Source organism: uncultured Limosilactobacillus sp., from assembly GCF_934202235.1.
Taxonomy (GTDB): Bacteria; Bacillota; Bacilli; order Lactobacillales; family Lactobacillaceae; genus Limosilactobacillus.
Window position 1 is genome coordinate 1 of sequence record NZ_CAKPXS010000049.1, and the last position, 12,012, is coordinate 12,012.

Annotated in this window: 13 protein-coding genes; 12 read left to right on the forward strand and 1 reads right to left on the reverse strand. The window is 50.6% G+C overall.

The annotated features are described in order from the left end of the window. Nucleotides 1–143 precede the first annotated feature (143 nt). Nucleotides 144–1,097 (reverse strand): L-lactate dehydrogenase, encoded by a 954-nt coding sequence (locus Q0E49_RS06965; RefSeq protein ID WP_295747415.1) that lies wholly within the window; start codon nt 1,095–1,097, stop codon nt 144–146. Between the two features lie 247 nt (nt 1,098–1,344). On the opposite strand from Q0E49_RS06965, the gene Q0E49_RS06970 reads away from it, so the two are divergent. From Q0E49_RS06970 to Q0E49_RS07025, 12 genes are all read left to right on the forward strand, one after another. Beyond that, nucleotides 1,345–1,644, forward strand: coding sequence for a hypothetical protein (locus Q0E49_RS06970; protein ID WP_295747437.1), 300 nt, complete (start codon nt 1,345–1,347; stop codon nt 1,642–1,644). Nucleotides 1,645–1,713: 69 nt separating this feature from the next. Next, nucleotides 1,714–2,679, forward strand: coding sequence for a 50S ribosomal protein L11 methyltransferase (gene prmA, locus Q0E49_RS06975; RefSeq protein WP_295747417.1), 966 nt, complete (start codon nt 1,714–1,716; stop codon nt 2,677–2,679). Continuing rightward, on the forward strand, nt 2,679–3,422 hold the full coding sequence (locus Q0E49_RS06980) for a 16S rRNA (uracil(1498)-N(3))-methyltransferase (RefSeq protein ID WP_295747419.1): 744 nt from the start codon (nt 2,679–2,681) through the stop codon (nt 3,420–3,422). The genes prmA and Q0E49_RS06980 overlap by 1 nt, the downstream gene beginning before the upstream one ends. A gap of 59 nt (nt 3,423–3,481) precedes the next feature. Then, complete coding sequence (locus tag Q0E49_RS06985) at nt 3,482–3,826, forward strand: hypothetical protein (protein ID WP_295747421.1); 345 nt, start codon at nt 3,482–3,484, stop codon at nt 3,824–3,826. 24 nt (nt 3,827–3,850) lie between these two features. Further along, nucleotides 3,851–6,100, forward strand: coding sequence for a bifunctional (p)ppGpp synthetase/guanosine-3',5'-bis(diphosphate) 3'-pyrophosphohydrolase (locus tag Q0E49_RS06990; RefSeq protein ID WP_295747423.1), 2,250 nt, complete (start codon nt 3,851–3,853; stop codon nt 6,098–6,100). A gap of 9 nt (nt 6,101–6,109) precedes the next feature. Beyond that, nucleotides 6,110–6,547, forward strand: a complete 438-nt coding sequence (gene dtd / locus Q0E49_RS06995; RefSeq protein WP_295747425.1) for a D-aminoacyl-tRNA deacylase — start codon at nt 6,110–6,112, stop codon at nt 6,545–6,547. A gap of 62 nt (nt 6,548–6,609) precedes the next feature. Beyond that, a complete protein-coding gene (locus Q0E49_RS07000; protein ID WP_295747427.1) occupies nt 6,610–7,464 on the forward strand; it encodes an N-acetylmuramoyl-L-alanine amidase in 855 nt (284 codons plus the stop codon). 17 nt (nt 7,465–7,481) lie between these two features. Continuing rightward, complete coding sequence (locus tag Q0E49_RS07005) at nt 7,482–8,324, forward strand: fructosamine kinase family protein (protein ID WP_295747439.1); 843 nt, start codon at nt 7,482–7,484, stop codon at nt 8,322–8,324. A gap of 311 nt (nt 8,325–8,635) precedes the next feature. Next, nucleotides 8,636–10,408, forward strand: coding sequence for an aspartate--tRNA ligase (gene aspS, locus Q0E49_RS07010; RefSeq protein ID WP_295747429.1), 1,773 nt, complete (start codon nt 8,636–8,638; stop codon nt 10,406–10,408). Between the two features lie 44 nt (nt 10,409–10,452). Next, nucleotides 10,453–11,325 (forward strand): YitT family protein, encoded by an 873-nt coding sequence (locus tag Q0E49_RS07015; RefSeq protein ID WP_295747431.1) that lies wholly within the window; start codon nt 10,453–10,455, stop codon nt 11,323–11,325. Nucleotides 11,326–11,459: 134 nt separating this feature from the next. Next, a complete protein-coding gene (rpsU, locus tag Q0E49_RS07020; protein ID WP_102281405.1) occupies nt 11,460–11,651 on the forward strand; it encodes a 30S ribosomal protein S21 in 192 nt (63 codons plus the stop codon). A gap of 69 nt (nt 11,652–11,720) precedes the next feature. Further along, nucleotides 11,721–12,012: GatB/YqeY domain-containing protein (locus tag Q0E49_RS07025; protein ID WP_295747435.1), on the forward strand; the 292-nt coding region annotated here is incomplete at its 3' end.

Genomic DNA, 12,012 nt, shown 5'->3' on the forward strand with positions numbered 1-12,012 from the left:
CCCTTTTTGTATGCAAAAATCCCATTAATAGATTACCACTTGGATAATCCATCAACAGGATTTAGTGTAGAGCCTAAGTAATCAATAAACGCAAAAAGCAGCGGGGATCAAAAATCCTCGCTGCTTTTTTGATGGAATTAAGATTAGTAACCTAACTTAGCCATTCCGTCCTTCGCAACCTTTTCCAGCGTTGCTGCTGAATCAGCCATGGCCTTCTTTTCACGGTCATCCATTGGGACTTCCAGCACGGATGCAACACCTGAGGCGTTGACAACGGCCGGTGAACCAATGTAGAGACCCTTCAGGTCGTATTCACCGTTAACTGGTGCACCGATTGGCAAAACAGCATTTTCGTCACGCAGGATTGCCCGTGAAATCCGCATCAGGGCAGTGGCAACACCATAGAAAGTGGCGCCCTTACGGTTAATGATTTCGTAAGCCTTGTTCCGAACATCGTCTTCGATCTTCAGCAGCTCATCCATTGAAACGCCTTGTTCCTTAGCCAGGTCAAGTACCGGCTTGCCACCGATCGTTGCACTGCTGTAAGCAGCAAATTCGGAGTCACCGTGTTCACCCATGATGTTAGCTGAAACATCAACTGGGGAAACGTTGAACTTCTTGGCCAGGGCAACACGGAGACGAGCGGAGTCCAGTGAGGTACCAGAACCGACAACCTTGTTCCGTGGGAAGCCAGAAATCTTTTGAACAGCGTAAGTCAAAATGTCAACCGGGTTAGCAGCAACCAGGAAGATACCGTTAAAGCCGCTCTTCATGATTGGTTCAACAACGGACTTGATGATCTTCAGGTTCTTGTCAACCAGTTGCAGACGAGTTTCACCAGGCTTCTGTGGTGCACCGGCAGTAATTACTACCAGGTCGGCATCCTTGCAGGTGTCGTAATCTGCGGAGTAGAAGTTCTTTGGGGCGGTGAAGGCAGTAGCGTCTTCGAGGTCGAGGGCGTCACCCTCAGTCCGCTTTTTAACAATATCAACAATGGCAAATTCTTCTGCCAGTCCTTGTTGAGCCATGGCGAAGGCGTAGCTTGAACCAACGGCACCGTCACCGACTAAGACAACTTTTTGGTGATTCTTAGACATGTGTTACTCTCCCTTTCTTTTAACCAAATGGTTAGCTTTGTCAATTACTAACGTCACAATTATATCATTATTTAATAAGGTTAAAACACCAAATTCACGGTGGACCACCGGGGGACACTTACTTTGGCAAAGACCATGAATTATGATACAATATGACAGATATTAAAGACCTGTCGAAATTAACGACCGGCAACTTCAAGATAGGAAAGGAGGAGATGATTACATGCTTAATCGGACAAAACGGTTTATGCGGGAGAATGACTTGACCTACCATAAGGAATACATTCGGCCAATGATGACGCCGCAACATATCTACGTCTTCCGCTTTGGTAAGCACCGGCTTAACAACCGGGTAATCATTCGCTACTCCCACACCTGGACCGGAAGGCTGAAGATCAACGAAATTGATGTTCGTCTGCATCACCAGCAGCATCCCCGTATTTTTAAGACGGAAACGGAAATGATTGACTACCTTCAGCACCATATGGAAAAGAAACGGGCAAAGCGTTTGCGCAAGCAAGAAGAAAAAAAGAGCGCTGACAATTAACGAAAAGGGGCACACGACGCTGACGTCATGGGCCCTTTTTCTTTCAAAAGGAAGAAATGAGGAGAAACAATGGAATGGACAGCAATTAAGGTGGAAACGAGTAACGAAGCGGTGGAAGCTGTTAGTAGTATTTTGACGGCGGCGGGGGCCAATGGTGTCCAAATCGACAACGCTGCCGACTATCAGCAACTGACTGCGGGTCGCTTTGGCAAACATGGTGAAATTGTTGACCCGGCGACGCTGCCGCACCGCCAGCACGGCGCGGTCTTAACCGGTTATTTTCCACCCCAGACCTTTGCCCCAGAATTGCTGCCAGAAATTAAGCAGCGGGTCGATCAGCTGAATGAATTTGGCCTTGATCCTTCACCGGCGAAGGTCGCAGCGGACGAAATTAAGGATGAACAGTGGGCAACGGTTTGGCAAAAGTATTACCACCCGGTGCGGGTTACCAACCAGCTCACGGTGGTCCCGCGGTGGGAAGATTACCAACCCCAACAACGTGGTGAGAAATTAATTACTCTGGATCCGGGGATGGCCTTTGGGACCGGGACCCACCCGACCACTAAGTTGATGCTTCAGGCACTGACAATGGTGGTTCGCGGTGGTGAATCAATGATTGACGTGGGGACTGGTTCTGGCGTTTTGAGTATTGCTGCCAAGCTCCTGGGAGTGGGCCACGTGGCTGCTTATGATATTGACGAAGTAGCGCTGCGGTCTGCCCGCGAAAACCTGGCGTTGAACCCTGCTGCCGGCGAGGTTGAGCTGGGGGTCAATAGCCTGCTGGACGGGATCGACACACAAGTAGATCTGGTCATCGCTAACATCTTAGCCGAGATTATTGTCCCCCTGGTTCCTCAAGCCAGAAAAAATCTGAAGGCCGGCGGTAAGCTGCTTCTCTCTGGTATCATTGCCGATAAGGAGCCGTTGATTGCTGACACACTGAAAAAGAACGACTTCATTATTGATGAGACGATGAGGATTGACGACTGGTTTGGCATTATCGCCCACCGGCCAACAAAGGAGGAAGACTACTAGTGCAACGCTACTTTGTCACCAACCAGCAGCCGGCTGACACAGTTGAACTGCCAGCTGATATCAGCCACCACCTCGTGGACGTAATGCGAGCCAAAGTCGGTGCAAAAATTGAAATTGTCTGTGCTGACCACCAAGCTTACCTGGCAACCGTCATTAGTCTTCAGCCAGCCATGGTCAGGGTTGACCAGCCATTAAACAAGAGTGTCGAAATGCCGGTGACCGTGACAATTGCCTGTGGTTTGCCGAAAACCAAGGAAAAGCCGCAGCTCATTGTTCAAAAAGGAACCGAACTAGGCGCAACGCGGATCGTCTTTTTTGATTGCCAGCGGTCCATTAGCCATTGGACTTCACCGCGACGGGAGAAAAAATTGGCACGTCTGCAAAAAATTGCTAACGGTGCGGCTGAACAATCGCACCGTACGGTTCAGCCACGGGTAGTTTACCGTGATAGTTGGCAGGACGTTTTGACCGATTTTCCGACTGACACTGCCGTGGTTGCCTGGGAGGAATCTGCCAAGCAGGGTGAGGTAAGTCGTTTGCAAGCGACACTTGGAAAGTTAAAGGCTGGCGAACGGTTGACGGCCTTCTTTGGCCCCGAAGGCGGGTTAACGAGCGCGGAGATTAACGCAATGAATGACCAGGGGGTTGTCTCAGTCGGCCTGGGACCACGAATTCTACGGACAGAAACGGCACCACTTTACTTCTTGAGTGCGGTCTCTTACCAGACGGAATTAAATGGCTAAACTGGTTGGTTGTGGTAAAATATTCACCATTAACAAGAGCAAAGGAGCACAGAATTGGGATGTTAAAGCGGGTTAAACAACGGATAATCGAACTGGGCTGGAGCTGGTGGCTAGCCGTAATGATGGGTGCAGTAGTCCTGCCACTTCTCGGCCGCTTTTTACCTTTTATGAACAAGGCGAAGCTGGTGGGGTGGGTTCTATTTATTATCAACGGGCTGATCAGTTGGTGGCTGGGAAGGTCACTGGCCAAACACCAACTGTCGGGCCTGTGGATCTTTTTGATGCCAATCTTGTTCTTGATCATCGATTTTCAGTTTTTGCCCAAGTACACCCGTTACTTTGCTCTATTTTACCTGGGGGTCAGTTACCTTAGCTGGTCGATGACCAACCATTACTTACGCTAGGATGACCAGGAGGGAGGAATAGAAATGGCAGTTAGTCAAGAGGAAGAAGCACGTGAATTAAGCCACGAAGATGTCGCTAATATTTGCCGGACCTATATGAATGAGGAGCACGTTGCCAAGGTGGAACAGGCGTACCACTTTGCAGCTGTTGCCCACCATGACCAGCGTCGTAAATCGGGCGAACCATACATTATCCACCCGATCCAGGTTGCTGGCATTCTTGCCAAGTTGCACATGGATCCGGACTCCGTTTGTGCGGGCTACTTACACGATATTGTCGAAGATACGGGGGCCACTCTGGAGGATATCCAGGAGCTCTTTGGGCCGACCATTGCGCTGATCGTTGATGGTGATACTAAGTTAGGCAAGATTCACTATAAGTCTAATAAGGAACAGATGGCGGCTACTCACCGCAAGCTCTTATTGGCGATGAGTAAAGATATCCGTGTGATGATTGTGAAGTTAGCAGACCGGCTGCATAACATGCGCACCCTCCAGCACCTCCGACCTGATAAGCAACGACGAATTGCCAACGAAACGCTCGAAATTTACGCGCCGATTGCTGACCGGCTGGGAATTAGCACGATCAAGTGGGAACTGGAAGATCTCTCCCTTCGCTACCTTAACCCCCAGCAGTACTACCGGATTGTTCACCTGATGAACTCCCGGCGGGACCAGCGGGTTGAATACATTAACAATGCGATCAAGATGATCAAAGACGCCATTAGCGACCTCGAACTCGGTTCGAACGTGGAAATTTACGGGCGGCCGAAACACATCTATTCCATCTACCACAAGATGGTTACCAAGCATAAACAATTTAGCGAAATTTATGACCTGCTAGCCGTGCGGGTCGTGGTGGATTCAATTCGGGATTGCTATGCCGTCCTCGGTGCCATTCACACCAATTGGAAACCGATGCCGGGCCGCTTCAAGGACTACATTGCCATGCCAAAGAGCAATGGTTACCAATCGTTGCACACGACGGTTATCGGTCCCGGTGGCCGGCCACTAGAAATCCAGATTCGGACGCACCATATGCACGAAGTGGCTGAATACGGGGTTGCTGCTCACTGGGCTTACAAGGAAGGCAACTTCAACGGCGTCAAGCAGAGCGAAGATGCTCGTAAGCTGAATGTCGTCAAGGAAATCCTGGAGCTGCGTTCAGAAACGAAAGATAACGATGACTTTATGCAGGGCGTCCAGAGTGATGTCTTCTCCGATAAGGTGTACGCCTTTACGCCGAAGGGCGACGTTATCGAAATGCCAAAGGGCTCGGGACCGTTGGACATGGCTTACCAAATTCATACCGAGGTGGGCAACCACGCCACCGGTGCCAAGGTTAACGGGCGAATTGTCCCACTGGACTATGAAATTAAAAACGGTGATATTGTCGACATTATGACTTCTTCGTCATCCGCTGGCCCCAGCCGGGATTGGCTGGAGTTAGTTTCTACCCGGCGGGCCCGGAACAAGATTCGCCAATTTTTCCGTAGCCATGACCGCAAGCAAAACATTGAGGAAGGAATCCGGCTGGTGGAACGTGAGCTTTCTGAAACCGGCTTTGACCCGACCAGCTTGATGGCGGCTGATGACACGGCCAAAGTAGCAGCTAAGCTTAACTACCGGACCGCCGAAGACATGTTTGCCTCCGTGGGGTTTGGTGACCTGTCCGCCAAGGGGGTTGCCAACCGGCTAACCTCTGATATCCGTCAGCAACGGCGTGATGATCAGCAGAAGGCCGAGGAAAAAGCCGTCATGGAAGAACACCAGACGGTGGATACCAGAGGCCCTCACGACAGTGATCATATTTCAAAGGGCAACGGCGGCGTCGTTGTCGAAGGGGTCGACAACCTGCTGACGCGGTTAAGCCATTGCTGTAACCCAGTTCCCGGTGACGAGATTGTGGGGTATATTACCAAGGGCCGCGGCGTCTCCGTTCACCGTGCTGACTGTCCAAACATCAAGCACGCCGCCGAAAGTGGTCAGCGAATTGTCAATGTGTACTGGGATAACCCGGCTGGCGATAAGACGAACTACAATGCCGACATCGAAGTGGAAGGGTATAACCGGAACGGACTACTGAACGACGTTTTGCGGTCAATTAACAACAATACCCGCTACCTGACGTCGGTTAACGGGAAAGTCGATCATAACAAGATGGCAGTCATCCATGCTTCTGTGGGTGTCCGCAATAAGCAGCACCTGCAACTAATCATGGATGCTTTAAAAAACATTCCCGACGTTTACGTTGTCAAACGGGTCATTTCATAGGAGGATGTCATGAGAGTTGTACTGCAAAAAGTAAACCATGCCGCCGTCTCGATTGATGGTGAAGTCGTTGGTCAGATTAAAAAGGGTTACCTCTTGCTAGTTGGTTTTGCTCCCGATGATGACGAAGCAAAACTCGATTACCTTGCGCGTAAAATCTGTAACCTGCGGGTCTTTGAGGATGAAGACGGCAAGATGAATAGGGGACTGTCAGATGTTGATGGGAGTATCCTCTCCATTTCCCAATTTACCCTCTACGCTGACACCAAGCACGGTAACCGGCCAGGTTTCAGCAAAGCAGCCAAGCCGGAAATCGCCGAGCCACTGTACAAGCAATTTAATGCCAAGCTGGCGGCACACGGGGTCCATGTTGAAACCGGGCATTTTGGCGCTGACATGAAGGTTGACTTGGAAAACGACGGCCCCACCACTATCATTTACGAGAAGTAGGGAAGAGGACTGCTGACCAGAAGAGGTTAAGCAGTTTTTTTACTTGAGGAGGAAAGTGAATCGTGTTTAATCAAAAGCCGCCCCGGTCGGTTTGGCTGACGGCAATTATCGTCCTGGTCACGCTGGGCCTGGTATGGGGGATCAGCAGGCAGAAGACGGTGGTTATCCGCACCGGTGGCATTAATGTCCGGAAGGGGCCGGGGTTGGACTATGATGCCATTGCGCAAACCAAGGCCAAGAAACGCTACCACGTGATTGCGGAGCGCAATGACTGGTATAAGATTCGCCTCGCCGACAACCAGTTTGGCTGGGTCGCGAGCTGGCTAGTGAACCGCAAGAAGCCGTTGAACAAGGTCACCCGCCTATCTGAGGCGACAATCGTCATTGACGCTGGCCACGGTGGCTCCGACTCCGGTGCAGAATACCATCGTGACAGCAAAAAGGCCAAGTACATGGAAAAAACCTACACCTTGCAAATGGCTAACCGGGTCGCTGATGAATTACGACTGCACGGCGCGCACGTCATAATGACCCGCGATAATGACCGCTACGTCGGTTTAAGGCCGCGCCCGGCACTAGCCGAAAGTGTTCATGCTGACGCTTTTATTAGTTTCCACTACGACTCATCACCGGAGCGTAACCAGGCCAGTGGGATCACCACCTACTATTACCATGATGGTGCGTCAAAGAAACTAGCGCGTTGTCTTGCACACCAGTACAATAACTTGCCGCTTAAAAACAAGGGGATTGATTTTGGCGATTTCCTGGTCATTCGTGATAATACGCGCCCGGCGGTTTTATGTGAAATGGGGTACATCAATACAACGAAGGACTTTCACCAAATCCGCCGCTTGAGTTATCAGCTGAAGGTTGCTCACGACGTTTCAAAGGGATTGGAAAACTATTTTGCTCAATAAAAGGAATGACGCAAATGATGAAGTTATCAAAGCAGTGGATTCAGCAGCTCCCGTTAACGGGTGTGACGGCGTGGCATGCCGTTAGCGGGGGCGACATTAATGAGGCCTACCAGCTGACCGCCGCTGGTCGCCGTTACTTCATGAAGGTGCAGCCGAACCATTCAGCCACCTATTTCGACCATGAGGTTTCGGGCTTGAAAGCCATTGGTGCGGTGATTACGACACCGAAACCGCAATACCAGGGACAAATTGATGGCGATGCCTACCTGGTCTTGAACTGGCTTGATAGCGGCAGTGGTTCCCAGTACGTCCTCGGGCAGGCGGTAGCCATGATGCATTCACAACACCAGCAACGTTTTGGCTTTGTTGATAATCACGAAACCGGTAAGATTAAGAAAGACAACTCCTGGAATGACAGCTGGGTAGACTTCTACCTCCACCAGCGACTGGAGCCGGAAGTCGCCGCTGCCAGTGAGGCAGGACGGTGGAGCCGCTGGCGTCAGGAACACTTTCGTGCGATGTGCGACCAGTTTGGTCAGTATTACGCTGTTCATTCAGTAGTGCCCAGCCTTCTCCATGGCGACTTGTGGGCCGGCAACTATCTGTTTCTGGCGGACGGAACGCCAGCGTTAATTGACCCGGACGCCATCTATGGTGACCCCGAATTTGACCTGGCAATGACGACGGTCTTTGGCGGCTTTGAACCAGCTTTTTACCAGGGCTACGCCAGTATTTTGCCACTTGACGACGGCCTTAATGACCGGCTTTCCTGGTACCGTTTTTATTATCTTTGCATGCACCTGGTATTGTTTGGCGAGATGTATGGTGGGGCGGTTGACAATATTCTGGCCGGTTTTTAAGTTGTGAAAAGAGCCTTGACTTCTGCAGTAAACTTGGTTACTGTTAAGGGCGAAATGAATCGTTTGTGCCGTTGAAAAAGAGGGCACCAGCAGGACGCAATTACAGCGAGCAGGGATTGATGAAAGCCTGTGGTCGAAATGCTGGTGTTGACACTTTGGAGGCTGGGAGTTTTCCCCGCCAGCATTGTTGCTGACGTTATCAATGAGTAAAACCAAGGTGGTACCGTGCAAAAAAGCACCCTTGCAGATGCAGGGGTGCCTTTTTTAATGGCAAAACGCAACCAGACGATCAATTGAAAGGAGCACTGTTGATGAAACGAACAAACTATGCTGGCAACACGAACGAGGAGATGGTCGGTTCGACCGTCGTCTTAAAGGGCTGGGTTGCTAAGCAACGAAATCTCGGTGGACTGGTCTTTATTGACTTGCGCGACCGGGAAGGAATTGTCCAGTTAGTCTTTAACGAAAGCGAGAACAAAGAGGCCTTTGAAACTGCGGACCAGTGCCGGAGTGAATATGTCATTGAGGTTTCTGGGAAAGTTCGCCTGCGAAAGGACCCTAACCCGGAGATGAAGACGGGGAAGGTCGAAGTAGTTGTCGACACCATTAATATCCTGGCTAAGTCACAGACACCACCGTTTGCGATTACTGACGGGGTGGATGCGAGTGAAGACTTGCGGATGAAATACCGTTACCTGGACTTACGGCGTCCAGAAATGATGCGTTACCTTAAAATTCGCAGTAAGGTGACCTCGGTGGTTCACCACTACTATGACCAACAGGGCTTCATGGACGTTGAAACGCCCGACCTGACCCGTTCGACTCCAGAAGGTGCACGGGACTACATTGTGCCATCACGGGTTTACCCAGGTCACTTTTACGCATTGCCTCAGTCGCCACAGCTATTTAAGCAGTTGTTAATGGCTGCGGGGGTTGACAAGTACTACCAACTGGCACGTTGTTTTCGTGACGAAGACCTCCGTGGTGACCGTCAACCTGAATTTACCCAGATTGATACTGAAATGTCCTTTGCCTCTGCCAAGGATATCCAAGACGTTACCGAGGGCTTGATCAAGAAGATCATGAAGGATGTCTTAGGTGTCGACGTCAAGACACCGTTCCCACGGATGGAATGGCAAGAAGCAATGGACCGCTACGGTTCTGACAAACCTGACACCCGCTTTGGGATGCTGATTACTGATATTTCCGACATCGTGAAGGATTCACCATTTAAGGTGTTTTCCGGGACGGTGAAGGACGGTAAGCTGGTCCGGGCCATCTGTGTTCCTGGTGGGGCCGACCATTATTCACGGAAACAAATCAGCAAGTTTGAAGACTATATCAAACGTTTCCACGCAAAGGGGCTGGCCTGGGTCAAGGTTACCGAAGACGGTTATTCCGGTCCAATTGCGAAGTTCATCGGCGACGATGCCCCAGCCCTCAACGACCGGCTGGGGGCCAAAGCCGGCGACTTGCTCTTGTTTGTTGCTGACAGTTTCCACGTCGTCTGTGACTCCTTGGGCTGGCTGCGTGAAACCATCGCTAACGAAATGGGGATGGTTGACGACAGTCAGTGGAACTACCTGTGGGTTGTTAACTGGCCAATGTTTGAATATGACGAAGGCCGTGGGCGCTGGATTGCTGCCCACCACCCGTTTACGATGCTCAACGAAGAAGACCTGCACTACTTAGAAGAGGGTGAAGACCCGCATAAGGCCCACGCCCAGAGTTACGATATCATCTTGAACGGGAACGAAATTGGTGGTGGTTCGATTCGTATTCACCGTCCAGATGTTCAGGAAAAGGTTCTCCGCGCCCTTGGCTTCACCAAGGAACGGGCAGAACAGAACTTTGGCTTCCTGATCCATGCCCTGCAGATGGGGATGCCGCCAGAAGGTGGGTTGGCCTTTGGACTTGACCGTTACGTGATGCTGCTGGCCCACGCTGATAACATCCGTGACGTCATCCCGTTCCCAAAGAACTCCAAGGCTGTTGAACCACTGACGGCTGCTCCAGGGACAGTGACGGATGAGCAGTTAGCAGAACTGCACCTGACAGTTGATGATGATAAGTCCGACAAGTAGGCGCTGCTTGAAAGTTTTACTGACAGTGGAGGAAAACAACTGAAATGGAAGAAATCCAGCGAATTGTCGAACGTCACCGGTACATTGGTCGTTTCGGGACGGCGATTGTCTACGCTGTCCTGGTTGCGACGGCCGTGAACCTTTTTTGGACTCCTGGTCGGATCTATTCTTCAGGAATCACCGGACTAGCGCAGTTAATTTCGACTCTGACCCTGCACGCCCCCGTTCATCTGGGGACCGGGATTATGTTGTTTGTTATCAATTCGCCGCTTTTTATCGTGGCCTGGTTTAAGATTAGTCACCGCTTTACGATCTTTACGGTGATGGCGGTTGGCTTTTCCAGTATCATGATCCACCTCTTTCACCCGGTAGCCATTACTAACGACCCACTGATCTGTTCAATCTTTGGGGCGGTTCTCAACGGCTGCGGAACCGGGTTGTGCTTACGGTACGGGATCTCGACTGGTGGTCTCGATATTATCGGTATTTTGATGCAACGGAAGACCAAGATGAAAATTGGGACCATCAACGTCATTTTTAATATCTTTATCGTGATGGCAGCAGGGTTCGTCTTCGGCTGGCCCAACGCCCTTGACACGACGATCGGCCTGGTCATCAATGCCAAGATGATCGACCTAGTTTATACTCGTCAGCAACTGCGCCAAGTGATGATTGTGACCGACAAGCCGGATGAGGTGGCAAGCGAGATTCAACATAATCTGCGGCGGGGGATCACCGTTATCCGCAACGCGGAAGGTGCTTACCGTCACCGGCATGAAGACATCCTCTTTACGGTCGTCACCGTTTATGAACTTTACTCGGTTCGTGAATCAATTTTTCGCGCAGATCCTCACGCCTTTGTCTCAATGACGGAAGCAACGGCGGTTGTCGGCAACTTTTATGAGCCAAAGCGGTAAAAAAAGGAAAAAAAGCTGTTCGGTAGTTGACGCTTGAAAAATCAGTAGTTATAATTATTCTCGTAGTGGTAAGGCTGGGTATTTTTCCTGGCCACGGCAATACGCATTTTTAGCTCGGAGGGAGGGAATCACTGATGTCAAAAACTGTCGTTCGGAAGAATGAATCCTTAGACGACGCTCTTCGACGCTTTAAACGCTCGGTTTCACGCAACGGGACGCTCCGCGAATACCGCAAACGTGAATTCTACGAAAAGCCAAGTGTCAAACGTAAGTTGAAATCAGAGGCGGCTCGCAAGCGCAAGAATAAGCGTCGCCGTCGTTACTAAGCTTTAGTCGGATAGCTCCTGGACGAATGTTTCGCATTCGACAGGAGCTTTTTTGAAGGAGGAAATATCGTGAGTTTACTTGATACGTTAAAGTCAGATATGATTAAGGCAATGAAGGCCCGTGACAAGGACACGCTCAGCGTTGTCCGGATGCTGAAGGCTGCCGTTCAAAACGAACAAATTGAACTGGGCCATGACCTGACTCCAGATGAAGAAATCAGTGTTTTGAACCGTGAATACAAGCAACGGAAGGAATCACTGGCAGAGTTCAAGAAGGCCGGCCGTGACGACTTGATCAAAAAGACGACGGCTGAAATGAAGGTCGTTGAGAAGTACCTGCCTAAGCAGTTGTCAGATGACG

Excerpts from the sequence above, each read along its gene's own strand:
- prmA (WP_295747417.1), top strand. The coding sequence starts at position 1,714 with ATGGAATGGACAGCAATTAAGGTGGAAACGAGTAACGAAGCGGTGGAA.
- rpsU (WP_102281405.1), top strand. The coding sequence starts at position 11,460 with ATGTCAAAAACTGTCGTTCGGAAGAATGAATCCTTAGACGACGCTCTT.
- dtd (WP_295747425.1), top strand. The coding sequence starts at position 6,110 with ATGAGAGTTGTACTGCAAAAAGTAAACCATGCCGCCGTCTCGATTGAT.
- Q0E49_RS06990 (WP_295747423.1), top strand. The coding sequence starts at position 3,851 with ATGGCAGTTAGTCAAGAGGAAGAAGCACGTGAATTAAGCCACGAAGAT.
- Q0E49_RS07015 (WP_295747431.1), top strand. The coding sequence starts at position 10,453 with ATGGAAGAAATCCAGCGAATTGTCGAACGTCACCGGTACATTGGTCGT.
- Q0E49_RS07005 (WP_295747439.1), top strand. The coding sequence starts at position 7,482 with ATGAAGTTATCAAAGCAGTGGATTCAGCAGCTCCCGTTAACGGGTGTG.
- Q0E49_RS06970 (WP_295747437.1), top strand. The coding sequence starts at position 1,345 with ATGCGGGAGAATGACTTGACCTACCATAAGGAATACATTCGGCCAATG.
- Q0E49_RS06965 (WP_295747415.1), bottom strand. The coding sequence starts at position 1,097 with ATGTCTAAGAATCACCAAAAAGTTGTCTTAGTCGGTGACGGTGCCGTT.
- aspS (WP_295747429.1), top strand. The coding sequence starts at position 8,636 with ATGAAACGAACAAACTATGCTGGCAACACGAACGAGGAGATGGTCGGT.
- Q0E49_RS06985 (WP_295747421.1), top strand. The coding sequence starts at position 3,482 with ATGTTAAAGCGGGTTAAACAACGGATAATCGAACTGGGCTGGAGCTGG.